The sequence below is a fragment of the Thermomicrobium sp. 4228-Ro genome (assembly GCF_026241205.1).
Lineage (GTDB): Bacteria > Chloroflexota > Chloroflexia > Thermomicrobiales > Thermomicrobiaceae > Thermomicrobium.
This window is the reverse complement of record NZ_JAPFQM010000001.1, coordinates 166,131-189,414: the sequence shown is the minus strand read 5'-3', so window position 1 is coordinate 189,414 and position 23,284 is coordinate 166,131. Positions and strand designations below refer to the sequence as shown.

General features: G+C 62.2%; 23 protein-coding genes. 15 read left to right on the top strand and 8 right to left on the bottom strand.

Annotated features, from left to right (window positions below; all coding sequences use genetic code 11):
• The first annotated feature begins 9 nt into the window (after nt 1-9).
• The 6 genes from OO015_RS01055 (at nt 10) to OO015_RS01030 (ending at nt 4,708) form a co-directional block, all read left to right on the top strand.
• Nucleotides 10-2,292, top strand: a complete 2,283-nt coding sequence (locus OO015_RS01055; RefSeq protein WP_265938938.1) for a DUF2298 domain-containing protein — start codon at nt 10-12, stop codon at nt 2,290-2,292.
• A 116-nt stretch (nt 2,293-2,408) separates the two neighbouring features.
• Nucleotides 2,409-2,939 (top strand): translation initiation factor IF-3, encoded by a 531-nt coding sequence (gene infC, locus OO015_RS01050; protein WP_323053836.1) that lies wholly within the window; start codon nt 2,409-2,411, stop codon nt 2,937-2,939.
• Between the two features lies 1 nt (nt 2,940).
• On the top strand, nt 2,941-3,141 hold the full coding sequence (rpmI, locus tag OO015_RS01045) for a 50S ribosomal protein L35 (protein ID WP_265938936.1): 201 nt from the start codon (nt 2,941-2,943) through the stop codon (nt 3,139-3,141).
• A 24-nt stretch (nt 3,142-3,165) separates the two neighbouring features.
• Nucleotides 3,166-3,519 carry a 50S ribosomal protein L20 gene (gene rplT, locus OO015_RS01040; protein WP_265938934.1) on the top strand — a complete coding sequence of 118 codons (354 nt, stop codon included), beginning with the start codon at nt 3,166-3,168 and terminating at the stop codon, nt 3,517-3,519.
• On the top strand, nt 3,516-4,334 hold the full coding sequence (locus OO015_RS01035; RefSeq protein ID WP_416236559.1) for a TrmH family RNA methyltransferase: 819 nt from the start codon (nt 3,516-3,518) through the stop codon (nt 4,332-4,334). The genes rplT and OO015_RS01035 overlap by 4 nt, the downstream gene beginning before the upstream one ends.
• A gap of 95 nt (nt 4,335-4,429) precedes the next feature.
• The gene (locus OO015_RS01030; protein ID WP_265938930.1) at nt 4,430-4,708 is read left to right on the top strand and encodes an HU family DNA-binding protein; all 279 of its coding nucleotides are present in this window, start codon (nt 4,430-4,432) and stop codon (nt 4,706-4,708) included.
• Nucleotides 4,709-4,783: 75 nt separating this feature from the next.
• On the opposite strand, the gene gyrB is transcribed toward OO015_RS01030, so the two are convergent.
• Genes gyrB through mtnP form a run of 6 tightly spaced genes read right to left on the bottom strand, consistent with a single transcriptional unit; the run spans nt 4,784 to nt 11,954 of the window.
• Complete coding sequence (gyrB, locus tag OO015_RS01025) at nt 4,784-6,694, bottom strand: DNA topoisomerase (ATP-hydrolyzing) subunit B (protein WP_265938928.1); 1,911 nt, start codon at nt 6,692-6,694, stop codon at nt 4,784-4,786.
• Nucleotides 6,691-7,683 (bottom strand): hypothetical protein, encoded by a 993-nt coding sequence (locus OO015_RS01020; RefSeq protein ID WP_265938926.1) that lies wholly within the window; start codon nt 7,681-7,683, stop codon nt 6,691-6,693. Before OO015_RS01020 ends, gyrB begins: the two co-directional genes overlap by 4 nt.
• A 14-nt stretch (nt 7,684-7,697) precedes the next feature.
• The gene (locus tag OO015_RS01015; RefSeq protein WP_265938924.1) at nt 7,698-8,075 is read right to left on the bottom strand and encodes a metallopeptidase family protein; all 378 of its coding nucleotides are present in this window, start codon (nt 8,073-8,075) and stop codon (nt 7,698-7,700) included.
• Between the two features lie 58 nt (nt 8,076-8,133).
• Nucleotides 8,134-9,774, bottom strand: coding sequence for a peptidoglycan D,D-transpeptidase FtsI family protein (locus OO015_RS01010; RefSeq protein WP_265938923.1), 1,641 nt, complete (start codon nt 9,772-9,774; stop codon nt 8,134-8,136).
• A gap of 6 nt (nt 9,775-9,780) precedes the next feature.
• Nucleotides 9,781-11,082, bottom strand: coding sequence for an FtsW/RodA/SpoVE family cell cycle protein (locus OO015_RS01005; protein ID WP_265938921.1), 1,302 nt, complete (start codon nt 11,080-11,082; stop codon nt 9,781-9,783).
• On the bottom strand, nt 11,079-11,954 hold the full coding sequence (mtnP, locus tag OO015_RS01000) for an S-methyl-5'-thioadenosine phosphorylase (RefSeq protein ID WP_265938919.1): 876 nt from the start codon (nt 11,952-11,954) through the stop codon (nt 11,079-11,081). Before mtnP ends, OO015_RS01005 begins: the two co-directional genes overlap by 4 nt.
• A 65-nt stretch (nt 11,955-12,019) precedes the next feature.
• Between mtnP and OO015_RS00995 the strand changes: the two genes are divergently transcribed.
• From OO015_RS00995 to OO015_RS00965, 7 genes are read left to right on the top strand one after another with little or no spacing between them, the layout of a single operon-like run.
• Entirely contained in the window at nt 12,020-12,709 is a 690-nt protein-coding gene (locus OO015_RS00995) for a hypothetical protein (protein ID WP_265938917.1), read from the top strand.
• Nucleotides 12,706-14,097, top strand: a complete 1,392-nt coding sequence (locus OO015_RS00990; protein ID WP_265938915.1) for an O-antigen ligase family protein — start codon at nt 12,706-12,708, stop codon at nt 14,095-14,097. The genes OO015_RS00995 and OO015_RS00990 overlap by 4 nt, the downstream gene beginning before the upstream one ends.
• A 2-nt stretch (nt 14,098-14,099) precedes the next feature.
• On the top strand, nt 14,100-15,053 hold the full coding sequence (locus tag OO015_RS00985) for a UDP-glucuronic acid decarboxylase family protein (protein WP_265938913.1): 954 nt from the start codon (nt 14,100-14,102) through the stop codon (nt 15,051-15,053).
• Nucleotides 15,046-16,572 (top strand): O-antigen ligase family protein, encoded by a 1,527-nt coding sequence (locus OO015_RS00980; RefSeq protein ID WP_265938911.1) that lies wholly within the window; start codon nt 15,046-15,048, stop codon nt 16,570-16,572. Before OO015_RS00985 ends, OO015_RS00980 begins: the two co-directional genes overlap by 8 nt.
• Before the next feature lie 18 nt (nt 16,573-16,590).
• Complete coding sequence (locus OO015_RS00975; protein ID WP_265938909.1) at nt 16,591-17,571, top strand: lysylphosphatidylglycerol synthase transmembrane domain-containing protein; 981 nt, start codon at nt 16,591-16,593, stop codon at nt 17,569-17,571.
• Nucleotides 17,572-17,575: 4 nt separating this feature from the next.
• Nucleotides 17,576-18,694, top strand: coding sequence for a glycosyltransferase family 4 protein (locus tag OO015_RS00970; protein WP_265938907.1), 1,119 nt, complete (start codon nt 17,576-17,578; stop codon nt 18,692-18,694).
• Nucleotides 18,691-20,328 carry a flippase gene (locus OO015_RS00965; RefSeq protein WP_265938905.1) on the top strand — a complete coding sequence of 546 codons (1,638 nt, stop codon included), beginning with the start codon at nt 18,691-18,693 and terminating at the stop codon, nt 20,326-20,328. The genes OO015_RS00970 and OO015_RS00965 overlap by 4 nt, the downstream gene beginning before the upstream one ends.
• On the opposite strand, the gene OO015_RS00960 is transcribed toward OO015_RS00965, so the two are convergent.
• On the bottom strand, nt 20,325-21,164 hold the full coding sequence (locus OO015_RS00960; RefSeq protein WP_265938903.1) for a hypothetical protein: 840 nt from the start codon (nt 21,162-21,164) through the stop codon (nt 20,325-20,327). The two genes, OO015_RS00965 and OO015_RS00960, sit on opposite strands and share 4 nt — an antisense overlap.
• A 52-nt stretch (nt 21,165-21,216) precedes the next feature.
• Here OO015_RS00960 and OO015_RS00955 point away from each other — a divergent pair, with 52 nt between their 5' ends.
• The gene (locus tag OO015_RS00955; protein ID WP_265938901.1) at nt 21,217-21,414 is read left to right on the top strand and encodes a hypothetical protein; all 198 of its coding nucleotides are present in this window, start codon (nt 21,217-21,219) and stop codon (nt 21,412-21,414) included.
• 63 nt (nt 21,415-21,477) lie between these two features.
• On the opposite strand, the gene OO015_RS00950 is transcribed toward OO015_RS00955, so the two are convergent.
• Entirely contained in the window at nt 21,478-22,176 is a 699-nt protein-coding gene (locus tag OO015_RS00950) for a M23 family metallopeptidase (RefSeq protein ID WP_265938899.1), read from the bottom strand.
• A gap of 67 nt (nt 22,177-22,243) precedes the next feature.
• On the opposite strand from OO015_RS00950, the gene holA reads away from it, so the two are divergent.
• Nucleotides 22,244-23,263: a DNA polymerase III subunit delta gene (gene holA / locus OO015_RS00945; protein WP_265938897.1), complete on the top strand. Its 1,020-nt coding sequence runs from the start codon at nt 22,244-22,246 to the stop codon at nt 23,261-23,263.
• The last annotated feature ends 21 nt before the right edge of the window (nt 23,264-23,284 follow it).

Sequence of the window (23,284 nt, the reverse complement as noted above, 5' to 3'; positions counted from 1 at the left end):
CGTCGAGCCATGCACGATGTACTCGCCGCGGTCGCCTGGGAGGCTGCGTGGTTCGTTTGCGCGGCGAGTTTGCTTCCCCTGCTCCGAGTGGCCACTGCAGACGACCGTTTGGCCAGTGCGGTGGCGCTCACGTTGGGGGCGGCGCTCGTCGCCCTGCCTGTCTGGTGGTTCGGTACGCTCTTCCCTCTGCGGTTTACCGTCGAGACTCTTGTCGCTTCCTTCGGTCTTTGGACAGCGATCAGCTGGGGACTGGTACCCTTCCAGCGATCTCGGCGACAGCTGCTCCTCGGGACGACCCGAACCTTCGGTGCCCTGAGCCTCTTCCATGTGGCGGCCTTCGCGGGCTACGCATTCTTCCGATCCTTTACACCAGACATCCGCTACACCGAGAAGCCGATGGAACTCGCCTTTCTCTCTGCATCGATCGTGACTGATCGACTGCCACCACCGGACCCGTGGTTCGCTGGTGCTCCGATCAATTATTATGTTTACGGCTACGTCGAAATGGCAAGCCTAGCGAAGGTGCTGGGCGTGCGTCCGGAGATCGCCTTTAACTTGGCGCTCTCCTCCCTGTTCGCGAGCACCGTAATGGGAGTATTCGCGGTAACCTGGACACTAGCCGCCGCGACTGGGGCGAGCCCGCGACGCCAGGCGGTCGCAGGTACGTTGGCCCTGCTCTTTCTCGTCGGTGCAGGAAACTGGGAAACGGCCTGGAGGCTCCTGCGCGATCCCGCTGCTTCCCTGTCTGCCTCCTGGTGGGCTGGTCCGGGGTGGAATGCCTCGCGCGTGATCGTCGATAGCGGATTTCCGTGGGGTGGGCAGCCTCGACCGACGATCAACGAGTTTCCCGCTTTCTCGTTCATTCTGGCTGACCTGCACCCGCATCTCCTCGCGCTCCCGATCCTGGTCGGCTACCTCGCTGGTCTCGCAGCGACGGTCCTGTCGCCGCGACCCGTCAGGGCTGGTGTACTGACTGGCGTTGCACTCGGTTGTCTGTGGATCACGAATACCTGGAGCGTTCCCCTCGCTCTCCTGGCGGGTGCAGTGGTTCTGCTGGTCGGGAAACGTTGGAGCGGGCGTCAGCGAGTCCAGGCCGTTGCTGCTGTTCTCGTTCCCGCGGTCGTCGTTGCACTGCCGTTCCAGATGACCTACGTCCAGTCGTATGGGCTGGTGGCCGAGGAGCTACCGCCCGTCGTCGCTCGGCTACCCGTGGTGAGCTGGATCGTGCGAACGGTCGGGCTCGTCGTCTGGGAGCGAAGTTCGTTCGGCGAGCTTCTGCGCGCCTACGGGACATTCTTGCTCCCCGCTCTGCTCGTCGTCGGGCAAGCCGTTCGGAGCCTGCCCGGGGCGGTTCGTCCGCGAACCGGACTCGTCGTCGGCTTCGCTGGATTTGTCCTCGTCCTCGCGTTGGCGAGTCGGACCCCTGCCCTGTTTCTGTTCGGCCTGCTTCTCGGTGCGGTCGGGCTGGTCCTGCACAGCGATCGGTGTCTCCAGCCAGGAATGCGTCTCGCGTTCGGATTACTCGGAGCGGCGTGGCTCGCGCTCCTGGGAATCGAGTTCTTCTTTCTCCGCGATGTTTTCGGTGACCGCATGAACACGGTCTTCAAAGTGTCTTTCGATGCCTGGTGCTATCAGGCGCTGGCGCTGCCGGTGGCGTTCGTCGGCGTGCCGACTGGAGGTCGACCGCCTCGAGTCCTCATCACCGGGACACTGGTTGCACTCGCTCTCGGCATGCTCTACGTGCCGCTCTCCGCCTGGAAGTGGACGGACGGTTTCACCCACCGTAAGGGACTCGACGGTTTGTCCTACCTGGCGACGAGCCACCCGGACGAATACGCAGCCATCGAATGGTTGCGGGCACGGACGCCGTCCGATACCGTGATTCTCGAAGCTCCAGGGTGTTCGTACGGATCGGTCGACGATCTTCCACACGATCGGGTATCGATGGCCACTGGCCGTCCGACCGTCATCGGCTGGGATGGTCACGAGTTCCAGTGGCGGCGGGGCGACACCCGCGCCCTCCAGGAGCTGGAGCAACGACAACGAGTAGTACGAGCCGTCTTCGAGAATCCCACCCCGGCGACAGTCACAGAGGTGCTCACTCAGTACCGAGTGGGGTATGTCTATATCGGCTTGTTGGAGCGGAATGGTCTCGGGCCTGCGTGTCGGCTGTTGGAGAACACTGCACCCGAGCGCCTGGCCGCTGTCCTGGAACAGTTCGGTTGGGCTCCAGTCTTCCAGCGTGGAGTCGTGACGGTCTATGCAGCTCCGGAGAGACTCTCGGTTCGTTGACCTGTTCGACGGTGCGTGCTACTATCGAGAGCGCCACGGCGACCGTGGCGACGGGGAAGTATGGCTCTGACCTCGAAACGAGGAGGGTCACGATCAGTACCACACGACCGTTGCGCGTGAACGAGCGGATCCGGGTACCGGAAGTCCGCGTGATCGACGAGACCGGCAAGAATCTCGGAATTTTCCGGACCGAAGAGGCGTTACGACTCGCCCGCGAGCGGGGCCTCGACCTTGTCGAAGTTCAGCCGAACGCCCACCCACCGGTCTGCCGAATTATGGATTATGGCAAGTACCGGTATGAAGAGAGCCGTCGCGAGCGGGAGTCGCGCAAGCGCCAGAAGACGATCGAAGTCAAGGAGATCCGCCTGCGACCACGGATCGACACGCACGACCTCGAGACGAAGGTGCGGCAAATGCAGCAATTTCTCGCTGATGGGGCGAAAGTGAAAGTGTCGGTGTTGTTCCGTGGCCGGGAGATCGTGTACCAGGAACTCGGCGAGCGAGTGCTTCAGCGCGTGCTCGATTCGCTCGGATCGAAAGCGATCGTCGAACAGGCACCGCATCTCGAGGGGCGAACACTGGTGATGGTGCTGGCTCCCGGGCGGAGTGATCTGACACGGCCTACTGAAGCAGAACAGGAGCGATGACATGCCGAAGGTGAAGACGAAGAAGGCGGCGGCCAAGCGCTTCAAGATTACTGGCTCCGGCAAAGTGCTACGCATGCGCAATGCCCGGAACCATAACCGCCTGAAGAAGGCACCGCGGGTCCGGCGTTCTTTCGACAAGATGGTTCCGGTCCATCCATCGGATGTGCACCGCATTCGGCCGCTGTTGCCGTATGCCTGGTGACCAGCGGGGGGATGAGGAAGTACGATGGTTCGTGTCAAGCGTGGGGTCACCAAACATCGACGTCACAAGAAGATTCTGGAGCTCGCCAAGGGGTATCAGCTCGGGCGCAGTAAGCTCTATCGGCATGCGAACGAAGCGGTTCTCAAGGCCTTGCGCTACCAGTACCGAGATCGCCGAGCGAGGAAACGCGAGTTCCGACGCCTCTGGATCATGCGGATCAACGCCGCTGCTCGGCAACACGGCTTACCCTATCGCGATTTCATTCATGGCTTGAAGCGAGCTGGCGTCGAAATCGACCGCAAGATGCTCGCTGACATCGCCGTTCATGATCCGGCCGCGTTCGGTCGCCTCGTCGAGGTGGCACGCCAGGCCCTGTGAGTGCTGTCATCACGAGTCGAAGGCATCCGCTCGTTCAGTTCGCCCGTTCTCTGCGAGAGCGCCGAGTGCGCGAGCGAGAGCGGGCGTTTGTCGTAGAGGGACCGCGTCTCATCGCGGATGCACTGAGCGCTGGGGCTCGACCACAGATGCTGTATTACGCTCCATCCCGTTGTGGGCCGCTCGAGGCGCGCATCGTGGAACGCGTACAGGAACTGGGTGTTCGCCTCGTGCCGATCAGTGAGGAAGTGCTCGAGTACATTGCGGAAACGGTGACTCCACAAGCGGTGCTGGCCGTCTTTCCGATGCCGCGACTACCGTTTCGTCTCCCCGAGCGAGAACACGCATTGCTGTTGCTTCTCGATCGCCTGCAGGATCCTGGGAACTTGGGGACGCTACTGCGTTCAGCGCTCGGAGCAGGTGCGCACGCGGTACTGCTCATGCCCGGAACGGTCGATCCGTACAACCCGAAAGTCGTACGGGCTGCTGCTGGGGCGCACTTCCGTCTACCGATTCAGGAGCTCACACCGGACGGTTTGCACGAAGTCGGCCGTTCCGTCGTCCAATGGGTCGTCGCCGATCCACGCGCTCGCCTCTCCTACGACGATGTCGACTGGACTGCTCCCTCGCTCTTGGCCATCGGCAGCGAGGCACATGGGACGAGCGAAATAGTTGAGCGCGTCGCGACCCACCGTGTCGCCATTCCCTTGCGCGGCGGCCTGGAGTCGTTGAACGCAGCGGTTGCCGGATCGATCATTCTGTTCGAGGCTGCGCGACAACGGCGCAACGCTTCCCGACAAGCCACTACCCGAGAGTAGCCTCACCCCTCTTGCAAAATTCGCAGCTCGTGCTATAGTGACGGTGATCTCTGGTAGGGATCAGGGATTGGGAAGGTCGACAAGGGGGTTGAGCCATGCGGAAAAGCGATCTCATCAAGGCGGTAGCGGACCGGACGAATGCTCGGCAGAGCCAGGTTGCGCCGATCGTGAATGCCGTCTTCCAGACGATCCAAGAGGCGCTCGCCAAAGGTGAGGAAGTGAGCATCGCTGGCTTCGGAACGTTCCGCGTCAGCGAGCGTGCGCGCCGTCGGGGACGCAATCCCCGCACCAATGAGCCGATCGAGATTCCAGCGCGCAAGAGCCCCAGCTTCCGGCCTGGCACGCAGCTCAAGCGGGCTGTCGCTGGTCGTTAGAACCCTCCCAGGGCAGACTATGCTCGGGTGGAGCCGAGGCGGGAATCCGCCTCGGCTTTCGGGCGTTCACCCCTGTTAGATATCCAGGTTGCGCACCTCGCGGGCGTGTGCCTGAATGAACCGCTTCCGTGGAGGAACAGCTGAGCCCATGAGCATATTGAACGTCTCGTCCGCCTTGACCGCATCCTCGATCGTGACCTGGAGGAGCGTTCGGCGAGCTGGGTCCATCGTGGTCTCCCAAAGCTGCTCCGGGTTCATCTCTCCCAGACCCTTGTAACGCTGGACGTCCCACGACTTGCCGTCGCCGCGGTTGAGGATGGCATCGCGCTCCTCGTCCGAGTACACGTAGTACACCTCCTTCCCGCTCTGGAGTCGATAGAGCGGGGGCTGGGCGATGTACAGATGTCCATCGACGATCAGTCCCTCGAGATAGCGGAAGAAAAAGGTCAAGAGCAGCGTCCGGATATGAGCACCGTCGACATCGGCGTCGGTCATAAGGATGATCCGATGGTAGCGCAGTTTCGACCGATCGTACTGGTCACCGATGCCGGTCCCGAGCGCGGTGATGAGCGCGCGGATTTCTTCGTTGTGCAGCATGCGGTCCAGACGCGCCTTCTCGACGTTCAGGATTTTGCCTCGAAGCGGAAGGACAGCTTGAAAACGGCGGTCTCGTCCCTGCTTGGCTGAACCACCAGCCGAGTCGCCCTCGACGATGTACAGTTCCGCTTTCGCCGGATCGCGCTCGGTGCAGTCGGCGAGCTTGCCGGGTAGACTGAACGTGTCCAGGGCTCCCTTGCGTTGGACCAGTTCGCGAGCCTTTCGTGCAGCTTCGCGCGCCCGTGCTGCCGTCAGACACTTTTCGATGATGCGACGTGCGATCGTCGGATTTTCTTCCAGATAGCCCGTGAACGACTCGTAGACGACCGACTGTACGATACCGGCGACTTCGGCGTTGCCCAGCTTCGCCTTGGTTTGCCCCTCGAATTGTGGTTCGGGGAGCATGACTGAGATGATTGCAGTCAGTCCCTCGCGAACGTCTTCACCACTCAAGTTGGGATCGTTCTCCTTGAGGAGTCCATGCCGCCGGGCGTACTCGTTGATCGCGCGCGTGAGTGCAGCTTTGAAGCCCGTGACGTGTGTGCCACCGTCGATGGTGTTGATATTGTTAGCGAAGGCATGCGTGGACTCAGCGAAACCATCGGTATACTGGATCGCGACCTCGACGAGACAACCGTTCACTTCGCGTTTCACGTAGAACGGCTGCGGTTGCAAGACTTCCTTCATCCGGTTGAGGTGTCGCACGAAGGAGACGATCCCGCCCTCGAAGGAGAACGTCATTTCCGTATCGGTCCGCTCATCGACGAAGTGAATGGTAAGGCCGCTCGTCAGGTACGCGATTTCGCGAAACCGCTGCAAGAGCACGTCTGCTTGATAGTCCAGCGAGCGGAAAATCTGCCGATCGGGAAGGAAAACGGTTTCCGTTCCGTGATCGTCGACTTCGGTCTCCCCGATGACCTCGACTGGCGTCGTCGGGACCCCTCGCTCGTACCGCTGTCGATAGATCTTCCCGTCGCGCCGGACCGTGACCTCCAGCCACTCCGACAGTGCATTGACGACTGACGCACCGACGCCATGCAAACCGCCCGAAACCTTGTATCCACCGCCACCGAACTTCCCGCCGGCGTGGAGCGTCGTCATGATGACCTCGAGTGCCGACTTGCCGACCTTGGGATGAATGTCGACGGGGATCCCGCGACCGTTGTCGCGCACGCGTACGGAACCGTCAGCGTGGATGGTCACATCGATCCGGTCACAGAATCCGGCGAGAGCCTCGTCGACACTGTTATCCACGATCTCATAGACCAGATGGTGCAGTCCCCGGACGTCGGTGCTGCCGATGTACATGCCAGGACGCCGGCGGACTGCCTCGAGTCCTTCCAGTACTTGAATCGCACTCGCGTCATACCGCGGGTTCGTCTTGGTCATCGTTGCCGTTCCTCTACCCTCTCGCGTGTTGCCCGTGGTCCTTCTCGGCGAAGTACGTGCACGATACGATCCCGATAGAACAAGAGACTCGCCAGCATCAGGCCGGTTGCGACATAGGCATAGCTCAGGAGAGCGAACGGGACAGCCAGCGCATTCGTCGTGAACACGCGCAAAGCGAGCGGTAATCCGAGTTGAATCATGGATACCGCAACGATGAAGCGTACTGCAGGCCAGAACGTAACGCGAAGAATTCCGAGACTATACAGCGCCGAGCGAAAGGGTCCAGCCCCACTCATCACGATCGCGTCCTCGACGAAGAACGTGGCGAAATAAAAAGCAAGTGCTCCCAGCAACGCGAAGAACAACAACGATTCAGTCACGACCGGTTCCAGTCCGGTCATCGCGGCAGCCAGCAGCACCATGCTGGTGACGACGGAGAGGCCCACCGCTCCGAGAAACAACAGACCGAGATAGGCCAGCATCGCTCCCGCATTCCGCAGTACGGCGCGCCCATAGCGGCGCGATCGAAATCGTTCGCCGCGGACGACGTCTGCCAGCAACGTCCAGTACGCCATACTGACCACGATGCCGAGTGCAAAGAGAACCGATCCCCCGAGCACTGCAGTCGGGAGCGAGAGACCGATGACGATCGGATCGTACGGTAGGGCGAACGTGTCCGGTCCCAGTGCCGATACGAGACTGGGCAGGAAACTAACCAATAACATCAGGAGGTCGAATTGCTCGCCGAGGCTCTGCAAGGCCGATTGCTGGTCCGGCGGCAGTGCCCCAACTCGAATCAAGACATCGCTGAGCGATCGTGTCACGGTACCGGCCGGTAGCCGGGGACCCAACCAAAGGAGAATGTCCAATGCCATGACGCCGACAATCAAGTACGGGCGTCGATTCAGAATCGTAAATGCCGTACCGAGCGTCTCGATGACGCCTGCCGGTGTTTGCTCGCGGACCGATCGCGGCGATACAGTTCCCACTCTTCTCCCGCCGTTCAGTAGCGCCCCATCTCCTGGAGTCGCTCGTCGCTGATGCCGAAATAGTGCGCGATCTCGTGCAGAACAGTCTCGCGTACCAGGCGAGCGAGCTCTGCCCTGTTCCGTGCTGCTCGACAGAGCGGCCCTTGAAATAGCGTGATGACATCCGGTGTGACCATGTTGTAGGCACTCGTCCGCGCCGGGAGAGGTACGCCTTCGTAGAGCCCGAAAAGGGTACGACCACGCGTCCCAACCAGTCGGCGATGGCGAATGCCTGGTTCCCGTTCGATCACGATCGTGACATTGTCGAGCGCTCGCCGAAACGGTTCCGGTAGGGTCTCGAGAACTTCCGCGACCAGACGCTCGAATGTCTGCCGCGTCACCAGAACCGGCACGCTACCCCCTGTCGATTAACCCGAACAAGTATACCAAAAATGGCAGCCGCTGGGCCGCTCATCCTCCCGTGAGGGCCGCATCGAGCAACGCGCGACCGATCGGAAGGGCCACCTGCGCGCCGGAGCCGCCGTGCTCGACGACGACTGCCACTACGATCCGTTTGTCACCGCGTTCGGCGAACCCGAGGAACCACGCATGCGGAGCGCCGCTGCCAACTTCGGCCGTACCGGTTTTGCCGCCGACGACAGCACCCTCGATGCGTGCGCCACTCGCGTATCCGTGCTCCACTGACCAGACCATGACGTCCCGCAAGGCCTGCGCCGTACTGTCGCTGAACGCCCGTCGCCATGTCACCGGCTGATGGCGCCGCACAGTCGTACCGTCCGGACGGCGGATTTCCTCCACGAGATATGGCTGCGGAATCGTACCGTCCCGGACGACTGCGGCGGCAACGAGCGCCATCTGCATCGGCGTGACCAGCAACTGGCCTTGCCCGAAGGCCGTTTCCGCGATGCCGGCCTGGCTCGTTAGAAAGTCCGGGGAGCGAGCGAGCTGGCTCGGCACGACCGGCAAATCGAACGGAATCGCTTCCCCGAATCCCAGCGCACGGGCCATTTGCTCGAGGCGCTGTGCGCCGACCTGAAGGCCCACTTGGGCGAAGACCACATTGAGGGAGTAGCCATAGCCTTCCTGAAGGGTGTAGCTGACCCGATTGGGATCTGGCCGGTTCTGTTCGATGATGATGCGTGAGTCGATCGCCAGTGCACCATCGTCGCGGTAAACCGTATCAGGCCGGGCCATCCCGAACTCGAACGCAGCCGCGGCGGTCACGGTCTTGAACGTCGACCCTGGGACATAGAGTCCTTGAATCGGACGCAGCACCAGCGGACCGCGTCCGTCGGCTTGCAAGGCGTCGAAGTAGCTGCGCGCGCCTTCGACCTCCTCCTTCGATGCACCGAGCGGAACGCTCAGGCGATTGGGATCGTACCCGGGAGAAGTGACGAGTGCGAGGACAGCACCCGAATTCGCGTCCAACAGGACGGCGCCGCCTGAACGGTCACCGAGGAGAGACTGCCCGAGTTCCTGAAGCCGCGGATCGACGCTCAAAATGACGTCGTTGCCACGCTGGTTCCGGTGGAGTACGCCGTCCAACCAGGTTTGCCAGGTCAGCGCGGCATGGCCAGACAGGGTGTCATCGTAACGAGCTTCGATGCCGGAAGCACCGAACAGCGCTGGCGAGTAGTATCCGGCCAGATAGGCGCCGACTCCCTCGTAGATGCGTGCACGCGTTCCATCGGAACGGACGATATCGCGTGCGATGACCGTGCCGTCACGGAAAAGAATGCGTCCCCGTTCTGTGCGTCGGTCGCTCACGTATCGGCGGATATCGACGACACCACTGGCTGGATTCCCTGCTCGAGCCAGAATGCGGTCTCGGTCGAGGAGTTGTGCTCGCAGTACCTGCACTGTCACGAGTCCAAAACCGATGCATAGCACCAGGGCGACATGGATCAGCGGAGCAGCGTTCCGCGCGAGCCGCGCACTGAACTGCGTTCGGAGCGCGACGTACCACAGGACAGCGATCACGCTGAGAACGAGGAGCCAGCGCGGATCGGCACGGTCCTCTGTGATGGCTACCCCGTAGGCGATGAGCAGGAGCGTTGCAATGAAGGTGGCAGGCCGAAGAATCGTCCACATCACAGTTCAATCCCGTGCGAATTCACTTGCGCGAAGCAAGAGGCCGATGATGACGAAGTTGGTGATGAGCGAGCTCCCGCCCGCACTGATGAACGGCAGCGTGATGCCGGTGAGTGGCAAGAGTCGAACATTACCGGCCAGGATGATGAGTGCTTGTAAGCCGAGGACGGTGACGAGGCCAACGCTCAGCAAGCGGACGTAGCTATTGCGGATCCGGACAGCGATGAACAAGCCTCGCATGACGAGGAGAAGATAGAGGGCAATCACTGCTACGCTACCGAGACTACCGAGCTCCTCCCCGATCGCTGCGAAGGCGTAGTCGGTTGCTACGACCGGAATCGCTTGCGGATACCCGAAACCCCAACCCGCGCCGAGCAGATGGCCATGCGCGAATGCGAGGTCGGCCTGTACGGGCTGCAATCCGATGCCGGTCGGATCTGACCAGGGGTTCAACCAGATGCTCACGCGTTGCTCGACCCGGGGAAAGAGGCGCAAGGCAATGGCGACCGCCACAGCAAAAGCGAGAGAACCTGCGATGACGTAGAGCGATCGCCCGGAGACGACATACAGCATGACCAGGAAAATACCGAACAGAAGCAGCGCATTTCCCAAATCGTTCTGCAGTACGACGACCAGAACGGAAAGCCCCCACATGACCACGAGCGGAATCAGGTACGGTAAGGGCGGCAAGCGGAACGGACCGACCCGGTAGCTGCTCGCGATCAGTTCCCGGTGGTCGTCGAGATACCCTGCCAAGAACAGGACGAGGAGGACCTTGACGACTTCGCCGGGCTGAACGGTCACCGGCCCCAGATCGATCCACAAGCGGGCTCCGGATCCGAGATCGGTACCGAAGAGCATCGTGAAGATCGTCAAAGCGATAGCGGTCACGGCCCACGTGTAGCGGAGCCGTCTCAAGACCTCGAATCGGCGCACGAGTCCGACGGTCGTCCCGAGGGCGAGGAAGGCCACCAGAAGGTACACGAGCTGACGTTGACTCAACGAGGCCCAGACTCCACCGTGTGGAATCGCCGGTCCGAGCCGCTGACTCAACAGCAGTCCGAGGCAGCTGAGCATCACGACGATCGGCAGCAGGAGTTCATCGGAGCGTACTCTCAGAAGGGTCAGCCAGAAGTGCGTCAGAAACACTACTCCGATGAAGAGCAAACTGACAGTGAGATCTGCCCATGACCAGCTCGTACGCCCGTTCCGGGCGAGATAGATCGTCAACAAACCGACCAGCGATGCAGCTGCCGGAACGACGAGCAACTGGAGTTCGAGCCACCGCGGTCGCAGCAGTCTACTCATGATTCAACTGGTAGATACTTGCCCAGAAGCAAGGCGTACCGCTCGCGAACGTCACGCGGGACCGCTTCTGGCCTGGTCACGATGGCGTTTTGCAAGGCAGACGAGCACGCACAGGTTCCCGGGAGCTGCTCCAATCGGGGAATGAGCTCACGCAACGTGCGTTGTGCGGCCTCGACGTTCTGGTGGAGTCGCTCGAGTACGACAGAGACGCTCACCGGTTCTTCGGCGGTGTGCCACACGTCGTAATCGGTGACGAGCGCGAGGATCGCGAAGCAGAGTTCCGCTTCTCTCGCCAACCGCACCTCCGGCATGGCCGTCATGCCGATGATATCCATTTCCCAGGAGCGGTAGAGGTGCGACTCTGCCTTGGTGGAGAATTGCGGACCCTCGATGCAGAGATAAGTGCCCCGCTCGTGGACCCGTGGGCCGGCTGCGATCGCGGCCTGCACCAGCGCAGCGCGGAGTTCCGGGCAAAATGGTTCGTCGAGCGGGACGTGGACGACTGGGCCCTCCTCGTCGAAGAAGGAACGGGGCCGTCGAACCGTGCGATCGACCACTTGATCCGGTATGACGAAGTCGAGCGGGCGCACTTCCTCACGCAGACTTCCGACAGCGCTCACCGAGACCACCCAGCGGACGCCGAGTGCCTTCAGCGCCCAAAAGTTCGCGCGAGCAGGAACGCGGCTGGGACTATGCTGGTGCGCTCGGCCATGCCGGGGTAGGAACGCGATGCGTAGCCCTTGCAGGGTACCGATCGTGATCGTATCGCTCGGTTCACCGAACGGTGTCGTGATGCGTACCTCTTCGACGTCTTCAAGGTCGGCCATTCGGTAGAGTCCGCTACCACCCAAGACGCCGAGCTGAGCCTCCATCCGTCACTCCCCTTCGATCGAGCACGGACGTAAACGCTACACTACGGCGGGAGGTAGCCCACCGTATGCAGTTGCAGGATAGCACCGCTGAGTACGAGGTGCGGCAGCGTGGAGAACGGCCCTCGCTGTGGGAAGCGACTGCCCGCGTCGTCCTACTGCTGGCAGCACTCGTGTGGTGGTTAAGTGTACTGCCTCGAGTCATGACTACCGAAAGCGCGGTGTATGTGGATACGAGTGCAGCGGTCATTCGACCCGGTACGGTGTCCGTACCAGATGAGCGCGTCGAAACGAGCGGTGACTGGGTAGTACAAACGGTTGGCGACAACCGTTTCCTGGCGACGCGCAGCCTCGATGACCGGCTGCGCTTCCGTTTTGTCGGGACGTCGCTCGCACTCACGGTGCGCGTCGGCCCCGACGCTGGTCCAGTTCGGGTACGCATCAGGCACGATGCCGCGGACATCTCGTCGGCTCATGACATGGAAGTCACGTTGGATTTCGAGCGCTCGGTGACGCGTGTTGTAACAGTTCCTGTTGCTGAGGATCTCGAGCCGGGAGTCCACACGGTGGAAATACGCAATATCGGTGCGACGGAACTGGCGGTGAGTACGATCGTTGTCGGAGGTGAACCAGGTATCTGGTGGGCATGGGTTGGGCCGGTCGTCGTGGGGTTGCTCGCGCTCGTCTCAGCGTTGGTTCGCTGGTGGCGAGCCCTCGCTCACGCTCTCGGCTGGACCCTTGGGAGTACTCTCCCGTGATCCGGGGTGCGCTCGATCGGGTGCGAGGCTGCCGTACCGAGAGCCAGTGCGCTGCGAACGCAGCGACTATTCTCGCTGTGCTGTTGCTCGTCGCGCTCTTGCCGCGTCACCCGATCGAATTGACCTTGCTGGTGCTCGGCCTACTCGTGCTGCTTGCGATCCTGTTTCCCTCGTCGGTGCTGCTCCTCGTCCCGATGGCGATACCGTTCACACCGCTGCAGGTGACCGTCGGCTCTGCCCGATTTGCTGTGTCGGAACTCGCCGTCTGCATCGCTGTAGTCGGGACAGTGATCCGCGAGGGACTGTCCCTCGCCTGGCGTCGGCACTGGCTGCAGCAGGTCGCCCAGGCTCGGGAGATCGCCCGAACGGCCTCCTTCGCATCGTTGGGTATCGGTCTTCTCGCCGTCGGTACCGCGTCGCTCGGTGTGATCGCGGCTCCCGACCGCTGGCGCGAGAGCGTCCGGGAGTGGCGCTGGGTCATCCTCGAACCGGTGATGTGGTATGCGGCGGTCCTCTGGGTCTGCCGGAGAGGTGATGACCGACTCCGTTTTCTCGCTGCCTGGATCGGAGCCACGACCGTGGCGAGTGTTATCTGTTTTGTCGAGTGGCTGGCTGGTGGTGGACTCGCTGTGGACGGTGTGCGCCGTCTCGAGGGGTTCTACCCGCACCCGAATGCCGCAGCGCTCGCGCTCGAACGGGCAGCGATCGTGGCACTCGCGCTCGCGTTGTTCGTACGCGGACGTCCACGCGCATTGTGGGCAGTCGCCGCGGCCGTGATCGGTTTGACCACGCTGCTGACGTTCTCACGTGGCGCGTTCCTTGCTCTGGCGATTGCGAGCGTCGTCGCGGCAGTCGTGGCTGGATACCGGCGCGTGGGATTCGTGTCGGCAGCGCTGGCGACTGTCGCGCTCGCGGTCGGCTACCTCCTCTTTCCTGACCGCCTGCGGGCCGATCTCAGTACCGGGAGCGAGGCGTTGCGACTGGCCATTTGGCGGAGCACTGCCGTCATGCTGGCCGACTACCCAGTGACTGGCGTGGGACTCGATCAGTACCTGTACCAGTATGTACCACGTTATGTGGAGCCGGTAGCCTGGCCGGAGCGATTCACGAGTCACCCGCACAATCTTTTCCTCGATGCCTGGGTGCGGTTGGGAGTCGCTGGACTGATACTCGTGGGGTGCGCGCTCTGGCTCCTGGTGCGACGCCTTCGGGTCGAGGCGGGCCCGATAACGGTTTCGGCGAGCTTCGGATTGCTCGTCGCTGTGCTGCACGGGCTGGTCGATCGCGGATACTTCACGCTCGATCTCGCGCTTTCGTTCTGGCTTGTCGCTGTCATACTTGACCTGCCGCGCGTGGTTCCGAGCGTGGCGGACGTAAGCAGGAGGTGACTGTGCGCGTTGTGGTGTCAGGTGGTGCAGGCTTCATCGGTTCGCACCTCGCTGAGGATTTGCTCGCCGACGGTTTCGAGGTCATCGTCGTCGATAACCTGCTGACCGGTCGCAGGGACAATATCGTCCATCTTCTCGGTCACCCGCGTTTCCGGTTTCTCGAGCAGGACGTGGCGACGATCGAACTGCTCCCGGCTGACGCCATCTTTCATCTAGCCAGCCCGGCGAGCCCGGTCGGCTATCGCCGGCATCCTATCGAAACATTGCTCGTCAACTCGATCGGGACGCTGCGCTTGCTCGAGTGTGCACGAGCATCCGGTGCGCGCTTCGTCTTCGCCTCGACGTCCGAAGTGTACGGTGATCCGCTCGTCCATCCGCAATCGGAAGACTATTACGGGAATGTCAATCCCGTCGGACCGCGCAGTTGCTATGACGAGGGGAAGCGGTTCGGCGAAGCACTGACGATGGAGTTCGTTCGGGAGTACGGGGTCGATGCGCGGATCGCGCGCATCTTCAACACCTACGGTCCACGCATGGATCCGGACGATGGGCGTGTCGTACCGAACTTTATCGTGCGAGCCTTGACCGGTGAACCACTGGAGATCTACGGGGATGGAATGCAGACCCGCGCGCTGTGCTATGTGTCCGACATGGTGCGCGGTTTGCGCTTGTTGATGGAACGAGATGGGTTGGCCGGGTCGATCGTGAACCTGGGGAATCCGGACGAACGGACGATCCTCGAGCTCGCGCAGTTGATCCTTCGGTTGACCGGTTCGAAGGCTCCGCTCATTTACCGCCCTCCTCGCCCGGACGATCCGACGCGGCGTTGCCCAGACATTCGCCGGGCGCGCGAACTACTCGGCTGGGAACCGGTCGTGTCACTGGAAGAAGGCATGACAGAGACGATCCGATACTTCCGGCGCATACTCTCCAGCACGACGGTGCGCGATGCATGAGGTTTCGCCGTTCACGAGGGTAGCACCCCAGAACGTGTCAGCAGCTGCCATTGCTGCTGGCGTCGTGCTCGCGCTGATCGTGGTCTGGGTTCCGGCACCGATCGGAGTCGGACTGGTCGTGGCTGCGTTCGCCGGACTCGCGACGCTCGCGGTTCCCGTGCTGGCTCCACTCGGGCTCGTCTTGTCCGTTCCTGCGCAAGATGTCGTCCGTATCCCAGTCGGAACGATCGGATTGACAGCGACGCAACTTGCATTAGCAGGAACCGGATTCCTCCTTCCGCTCGTCCTGCTGAGCCGACGTGCACGTGTGCACTTTCCGCTCACCGCACGAATGCTGACGATCTTCCTATTGGTACAAGTGCTTTCGTTGTCGGTCGCTAGCAACGTCCTTTTCGGCGTCGCGACGATCTATCGCTGGGGTGGTGCGCTCGTCGCTTTTCTCGCAGTGATTCATCTGATGGTTTCGCGGAGGAGTGTCCTGCTGCTGGCGGCAGGGCTCGCGATCGCAGCAGTCGGCGAAGTGGCCTTCGGAACGGTACAGAGTGCGCTGGGCCTGGCTCCCCCGAGTTTTGCCGTGGCAGCTGGAATCTATCGTGCGTACGGGACCTTCGGGCAACCGAACCCGTACGGTGGGTACCTGGAAATGGTCGGGCTCTGGCTGCTGCCGCTCGCGTTGTGGAACGTACGAGCGTGTGCGACGTTCCTTCGCAGGTATCGTCGCGTCCGCTGGCGCGGGTTCGTCGCTGCGGCCGGTACCCGACGTCGGCTCATCCTGCACGGTCTACTACTGATCGTGCTGGCGACCGGAGTTCTGGCGAGTTTGGCGGGGATCTTGTTGAGCTTTTCTCGAGGAGCGTGGGTCGGGACACTGGGGGGATTGGCGGCGTTGCTTCTTTTTGCCCCCGCGACCGTCCGCCGCGTCGGGGTGGCTGTTGTCGTCATCGGGGCGATCGTTCTTCTCACCGGTGGCTGGCAACAGCTGCCGGAGCCGGTTCGTGAGCGGGCAGTCCAGCTGGTGACGCAGGCGCGACCGTTCGACGTCCGTGACGTGCAGCTGACAGCGAACAATTGGGCCGTTGTCGAACGGATGGTGCACTGGCAAGCTGCCTGGAACATGTTTCTGGATCATCCGCTTACCGGTGTCGGTGCAGGAAACTTCAGCGTTCTGTTTCCCGATTACTCACTGCACCCGGTCTTTCCTGTCGCTCGCGGTCATGCGCACAACTATTATCTGCACGTTTTGGCTGAGCTCGGACTTCCCGGCTTTCTCGTCTATTCGGCGCTGCTCGCTTCTGCTGTGTGGACAATGCTGACAGTCGTACGGCGACGAGCGTTCGGTTTCGACCGTGCGGTGGCACTGGGTGCTCTAGCCGCGACGGCTGCCGTCGCTGTGCACAATCTGGTCGAGAATCTCCACGAACTCCACTTGAGTATTCAGCTGCTGGCACTGTGGGGATTTGTCTGGCGAGCGCGCTGCGGCTGGGATCACGATGCCAACCGAACGAAGGCGGTCAGGTAATCGAAACAGGAAGTGACTGTGACTGTATCGGAAACCACGAAGACGATCAGTGTGGACTGGCGTCGGTCTCTTCTGCGAGGGACCATCGGCGTCATCGTTGTCGTGGTCTTCGCGGCCGTAGCCTGGTGGCGGAGTCAACTGGCGTGGGGTGACGTTGCTGAGCTGCTGGTCGGGAGTTCACCCGGATTTGTCGTTTTGGCACTCGTCGCCTACTACGGTTCGTTTCCTCTCCGCGGGCTCCGTTGGCGTGTGCTTCTCGAACAGCACGGCGACTCGAGCACGATCCCGTCTACGCTCACGCTCACGCGCTTCTGTCTGTATGGTTGGCTCGTCAACTGTGCGCTGCCGGCCAAGCTCGGCGAGCTCTATCGCAGCTACCTCGCTCAGCGCCGATCGGAACTTCCCGTCGCCACGGTGTTCGGTACGGTCCTCATCGAACGGTCCGCTGATCTCGTCGTGCTCGCTTTGCTCCTACCGCTCGCAGCCTGGGTCGTCGGCGTGGCAACGAACGCTCAACTGCTGCCGCTCCAGCTCGTCGCGGCTGGTATGGGCATTGCACTCGCCGCGATCCTCACCTCGTTCCGGCACTCGGATCGGCTGGTCAGAGTGCTCCCTCCCGTTCTCCGCGCTCCGCTCATCCGTTTCGCTGCCGGACTGCAACTCCGTGGGCGAGCGTTCGTTGGAGTCACCGCCCTCACCGTACCGCTCTGGTTTCTGGAAGGCATGCGGGTCTATGCGGAGGCGAGAGCACTCGGGCTCGCACTCTCCGTCGCGATGAGTTTCCTCATCGCACTCCTCGCCGCTCTCTTGACGACCGTACCGCTGACGCCGGCAGGCATCGGTGCTGTCGAGATCGGTATCGCCGGCACGCTCATCCTCTTCGGCGTTCGCGCCGAGCAGGCTGTGGCGCTCGCCTTGCTCGATCGCCTCGTCGCGTACTGGAGCGTGTTCATCGTCGCTGGTCTTCCCTGGATAGTCGAGCGCTTACGCGGGAGCTGAGACGATGCGTGTTGCTCTCGATTTTTCTCCGGGAGTTTCCCAACCGGCCGGGATCGGTCGCTATGCTCGGGAATTGGTCTCGGCGCTCGTATCCTTCCTCGGCAAGGATCTTGTGCTCTTCTACGGCCGCGTCTCGCACCCGGTCGGTTGTCCGCCTGCTGGCGCGACGCTTCGTCGTCTTCCCCTTTCTCCGGTCTGGCTCACTCGGCTGTGGCATCGTGTGCGGCTTCCGCTTTTCCTCGAGATGTTCGTCGGACACGTCGATGTGGTGCACGGGATCGATTTCCTCCTACCGCCGACTCGCTCCCCGGGAGTTGTCACGATCCATGATCTCAGCTATCTGATCGTGCCGGAACTCGGACATCCTCGCTTAGTCCAGTTTCTAGCAGCAACCGTTCCCAGGACGCTGGCATCGGCTCGCCGCATCGTTACCGTGAGTGAAGCGGTACGAACCGACCTCATCCGCCTCTACCGCGTCGATCCGGCACGTGTCCATGTGATTTACCACGGTGTGGGCGCGACCTTTCGTCCCGTCGAACGCGCGCAGGGTACTCCGCTCCTGGCGAGTCTGGGTATCCGCGATCCGTACATCGTCGCGGTGGGAACCGTGGAACCCCGTAAGGGCTATCCGATCCTGCTTCGTGCTGTCGAACGACTCCTGCGCGAAAGGCCCGACCTTCAACTCGTGATCGTCGGTTCTTCGGGGTGGCTTTCCGAGCGGCTCGAGGAAGCGATTCTCCAAGCAGTACGCCGCGACTGGGTCGTCTGGCTCCGGAGAATCGACGACGACCTGTTAGCCGCAATCTACAGTGGTGCACGCGCCTTCGTCACTGCCTCCTATTACGAGGGCTTCAATTTACCGCTTCTCGAAGCGCTCGCCTGCGGCGTTCCGGCCGTCGCAACAGATTTGACTGTCCATCGTGAGGTCGCCGCTACCGCTGCTCTTTATGTTCCAGTCGACGCGCCGGACCCACTGGCCGACGCATTATGGAACGTCCTTTCCAATGAAGAGCTGGCCCAGCGGCTACGCCACGCTGCCCGTGAGCGTGCCGCTCAGTTCAGCTGGACGAAGTCGGCCGAACAGCATCTCGAGGTCTACCGACTCGCTGCGTACGAACCGTGAGCATCGCTCTGATCAGACTACCGGGACGTCCGGAAGAGGCTGGAGTGCTCATGCTCGGTCTCACTGGCGAAAGCGCGAACGAACCGATCCGCATCGTGCTCGTGAGCCTTCTCCTTCTCGGTCTCGGCGGTCTCTTTAGCCTGGCAGCGAGCGGGACGACGCTGATCGACCGCTTTACCGTGAACCAGGCTCGCCGCATCCTGGCGAACTCCGCGACACCGATCGCCGCGCAGCTCCTCAATCGTGTTGTCGATCTGGTCTTCGCTGCCTTCGCGCTCCGCATGCTCGGTGTCGAGGGCAACGGTCAGTACGCGATCGCGACCGTCACGTGGCTGTACTTGAAGACGGTCACCGATTTCGGCCTCAGTATCCTGGCTGCCCGTGAAGTCGCGAGGGACCCCTCGTCAGCTGGACAGCTGATCGGCGCGACGACGCTGTTTCGCTATGCCGTGCTCGTGGTGGTGTCTCCGCTACTGGTAGTCTATCTGACAATCGGCTCAACGTTGCTCGATCTCTCGCGAGCCAGCATCGTCGCGACCATACTGCTGACCGCTTCCTTGCTCCCCGCGAGTTACGCTGAAGCGATCAATTCCGTGTTCACGGGATACGAGCGACTCCACTTGCCGGCCGTACTGACGGTCTTCACGAACTTGATTCGCTTCGCGATCGGTCTCCTGGCTCTCGATGCAGGCTGGGGCGTGCCTGGCATCGCGACTGCTGCCGTCATCGCAGCGACCTGTAACGCCGCGGCGATGCACCTCGCGCTCCACCGACAGCGCGTGCGTATCGCCTGGAGCCTTACCCCGTTCCAGGCCAAGCAACTCGCGCGAGCAGCCTGGCCACTGCTCCTCAATGGCTTGTTGATCACTGTCTTTTTCCGTATCGACACGTTCATTATCCAAGCGTTCGGGGGAACGCGGGCGTTGGGCATTTACGACGCGGCCTACAAGTTGCCGAACTTGTTGCCGTTGATCCCCTCCTACTTCGTTCTAGCGGTCTTTCCAGTGCTCGCGCGACAAACCGGTGACGATCTCCGTCGCTCCTATGAGCTGGGTGCGAAGTTTCTGGTCATCATCGGCTGGGCGATCGTGATTTTTACCCTCTTGACTGCACCGCTTCTCATTCGGATTCTCGGTGGCAGCACCTTTCTCCCAGACGCTGCTGACACGCTGCGTCTTTTGATCTGGTTCGCGCCGCTGCACTACCTCAATGGCATAACGCAATACGCCATCATCGCAGTGGATCGACAACGTGACATCGCTCCGGCCTATATCGCCGCGACCGTCTTCAATATCAGCGCGAACCTCGTTGCGATTCCTCTGTTCGGCTACCGCGCAGCAGCCGTCACGACGATCCTCACCGAGATCGTGCTCCTGGTACTGCTGCGTCGCAGCGTTACGCGTCATCTCGGTGTGGTCGATTGGAGCGTGCTGCTGTGGCGGCCTCTCCTGGCAGCGGCGACTGGCTGTCTGGTCGGAGTGCTGGTCCGGAACATCTCATGGGTATTGTTGTTTCCCTTAGCCCTCGTCACCTACGGCATCGCACTCTTCGCCTTCGGCGTTGTTCGTTCCCAGGAGCTCACGCTACTCCGGCCTCTCCTTCCGCGTTTACGCCTCTCGCGCTCCCGCGTTTAGGAATCGACCCGGCACGCCGGCAGCGCCTCGACTCGCACGTGCTGACTCAGCGCACCCCAATACGCGATCCAGCGGCCGTCCGGTGCCACTTCCCAGGTCTCGGCGAGCACCGGTTCAGTCAGGAGTGCGGATGCGCATGGCTGAAACGTATCGAGCTGATACGCGCGGAGTCTTGGGCTTCCACTCTCAGCGTCGAGAACCCATACAGCTGCAGAAGTAGGGCGATACGCCGGCTCGATCGGGACTCGTCGACGGTCGCCCGTAGCCGGATCGACGAGCCAGACCCCATCGTCTTCCACGCTCCCAGAAAGAACGCGCGTGATGAAGAACGCGCTGCTATCCGGTACGACACGAAGATCGACGAAGAAGCGACCGGTGAGAACGGGGTGGGCATCGTTCCACGGCGCCTCTGCGAGCCACACGCCAGCTACACTGCCATCCGGCGACTCGCCGAGCACGAGTAAGCGGTCACCTGCCCCCGCCCACACCAAGCCGGCGACCCGTAGCTCTCCCAGCCGATAGCTGTGTCGAGCTATCGTATCGAAGACGATGACCGTGCTGACGGGGGCGACGAAGGAACTGGGCAAACGCTCACTTCTGCTCTCCAGCCAGGCGAGATACCGTCCGTCCGGTGACAGCGTCACCACTGTTCGCCCTGTCGGGAATTCATCGAGGACGCGGCCGGACCAATCGAGCAAGGTCGTTACTCCCCGATCGGGATCGAGCAGAGCGGCGCGACCGCTGCCGGCAGCACCGTACCAGGAGCCGAGCCTGCGCCGCTCGCCGGACACGACATTGACGAGCCAGGTACCCTCCTGAGGAGAGCGGTCGTACACGAACAACCAGTCCGGAGCGGCCCACGAGAGGAGGCCACAACACGAGGCTGCGATGAACGAGTCCGATCGGCGTGGTGAGGCGGTGGGGGTAGTGATGGTCGAAGACGATTCCGGCGCTGTCGCTGTCACGAGCTGGCCAGATACTCGCGATGGGGTTTCCATCGGCGACGCGACCGCGCGCAACGTCGGCGGTGGAGGGGACCCGGCAGTCGGTGCAGGGCCAGGTTCGACTGGTGGGCGTCTCGACTGAAAAGGCGCGCAGCCTGCGAGAACGGTCAGGATCGTCAGTCCGAGCAGGAGGTATCTCCGCACCCTACTTGCTTCCCTCGTATGGTGGCCAGGTCGAATGCCAGTCATTCAGGGGTTTCCCGCCGAACACAATGTCGGGTTGATCCCACGGTGTGCGCCAGCGCACTGGATCCTCGTAGGCGAACACGAACTGCTGGCCAGCGAGGCCGAGCCCGAGGGTGAGTCGTGGCCAGTCTGCGTCGATCAGCGACACTGGGTTGTAGGCGCGTCGCATCCTCGAATCACGGATCTCCAGGTGCAGATGCGGCGCCCGATCGCAGTGGAGACTCGCCGGATCGCCCACCAGCCCGACCGGGTCACCGCGTCGGACTTTCTGGCCGACACGGAGCGGTGAGCGGTCTCTGAGATGACCGTACAGGGAGCGATAGCCATTGCCATGGTCGATCACGACGTTGTGCGGCGCGGCACCGTATGGCCCGTCGACTGCAACCACTACACCATCGCCGATCGCTCGTACGACGGTACCGCACCGCGCTGCGAAATCGATACCGAAGTGCATGCCTTGTCCAGCGGCGTAAAGTGTCGATCGATTACGGTAGGCTGCGACGGTGTTCCCGTACCATTGGCTCACGAACCACGTCGACACGCCTGGCGGTTCTGCGAATGGCAGGCCGAATGGAGGTCCGGCGCTCACCGACATCGCCACAAACTGTCCAACGAACAGGACACCGGCCACCGTGACCAAGAAACGAAAGGGTCGCATAGTCTGTCCCCTGCGGTACCCACTGGAAAACGATACACTCGACACCGAGCGAGGGAAGGATGCCTGCATGCTCACGGTCCTGCACGGCACGAGTGACCTGTTGAAGCGAGAGCGCGTGCAGCAACTCATCGCCCAGGAGGATCCCAGCGGGCTCTCGACCAGTCGCTTCCCAGCCGGAACGACTGTCGAAGCCATTCTCTCGGCAGCGTGCACACCGGGATTCTTCGGAGCGAACCGGGTGATCGTAGCCGAGCATCTACTCGGGGCGAACTGCACGAGTGGCCGAATCGATCGTTCGCTCCTCTCTCGGCTCGCTGAACTCCCAGCTTCCACCCACCTGGTGTGCCTCGAGGAACTCCTCCCGGAGACCGCACTCGCGCAATTGCGGATGAGCTTCGGCGAGAACCTCGCAGTGGTCGAGTGCACGACGCCGCGTGGCCACGATCTCCTCCGATGGGTGCAGGATCGCGCTGAGCGGTACGGTGTGGCAATCGAGCTCGATGCAGCTCGTGAACTCCTTGCCATGCTCGGCGTGGCGGAACGAGCTCCGAGCGGATCGAAGTCCCGAACCGCGGACACCGAGGAGCCTATCGATCTCGCTCGCCTCGACGCGGAACTCGCCAAGCTCGCGACGGCGGTCTTCCCCGAAAAGGTCATCACGCGCGCCGTCATTCACGAGCTGGTAAACCCAGCGGAAGCGCCGCTCGGCTGGGAATTGGTCGATGCCGTTCGACGCGACCGTTACGATGCGGTTCTTCGGGAACTGGCGCGTGCGGAGGCAACGGGAAGCGCGCCGGAAATCCTCTTGGGACAACTCGCGAGTCACCTGGAAGCGCAGTTGGCAGCCTTGCTGACACCACATCTTCCGCCGGATGTCGTCGCTGCGGCAACCGGCGTGCCCGCCGGACGCATCCATCAGGCGCGGCGTCAAGCTCCTCAAGGGGGACTCGGGCGAGTCCGCGAACTCCTTCTCGTGCTCCGTGCCGTCGACGCCGGACTCAAGCGGGGCACACTCAGCGACATCGAGGCTGCGCTCGCGGCGGCACTGGCACCGCCAGACCGCCGAACGCAGCCTCGACCACGCTGAATGCAGCACGGAAGCGAGGGG

Excerpts from the sequence above, each read along its gene's own strand:
- OO015_RS01010 (WP_265938923.1), bottom strand. The coding sequence starts at position 9,774 with ATGTGGACGATTCTTCGGCCTGCCACCTTCATTGCAACGCTCCTGCTC.
- holA (WP_265938897.1), top strand. The coding sequence starts at position 22,244 with ATGCTCACGGTCCTGCACGGCACGAGTGACCTGTTGAAGCGAGAGCGC.
- OO015_RS01030 (WP_265938930.1), top strand. The coding sequence starts at position 4,430 with ATGCGGAAAAGCGATCTCATCAAGGCGGTAGCGGACCGGACGAATGCT.
- OO015_RS01005 (WP_265938921.1), bottom strand. The coding sequence starts at position 11,082 with ATGAGTAGACTGCTGCGACCGCGGTGGCTCGAACTCCAGTTGCTCGTC.
- OO015_RS00950 (WP_265938899.1), bottom strand. The coding sequence starts at position 22,176 with ATGCGACCCTTTCGTTTCTTGGTCACGGTGGCCGGTGTCCTGTTCGTT.
- rplT (WP_265938934.1), top strand. The coding sequence starts at position 3,166 with ATGGTTCGTGTCAAGCGTGGGGTCACCAAACATCGACGTCACAAGAAG.
- OO015_RS00995 (WP_265938917.1), top strand. The coding sequence starts at position 12,020 with ATGCAGTTGCAGGATAGCACCGCTGAGTACGAGGTGCGGCAGCGTGGA.
- OO015_RS01055 (WP_265938938.1), top strand. The coding sequence starts at position 10 with ATGCACGATGTACTCGCCGCGGTCGCCTGGGAGGCTGCGTGGTTCGTT.
- mtnP (WP_265938919.1), bottom strand. The coding sequence starts at position 11,954 with ATGGAGGCTCAGCTCGGCGTCTTGGGTGGTAGCGGACTCTACCGAATG.
- OO015_RS00955 (WP_265938901.1), top strand. The coding sequence starts at position 21,217 with ATGAACGAGTCCGATCGGCGTGGTGAGGCGGTGGGGGTAGTGATGGTC.
- gyrB (WP_265938928.1), bottom strand. The coding sequence starts at position 6,694 with ATGACCAAGACGAACCCGCGGTATGACGCGAGTGCGATTCAAGTACTG.
- rpmI (WP_265938936.1), top strand. The coding sequence starts at position 2,941 with ATGCCGAAGGTGAAGACGAAGAAGGCGGCGGCCAAGCGCTTCAAGATT.
- OO015_RS00970 (WP_265938907.1), top strand. The coding sequence starts at position 17,576 with ATGCGTGTTGCTCTCGATTTTTCTCCGGGAGTTTCCCAACCGGCCGGG.
- OO015_RS00980 (WP_265938911.1), top strand. The coding sequence starts at position 15,046 with ATGCATGAGGTTTCGCCGTTCACGAGGGTAGCACCCCAGAACGTGTCA.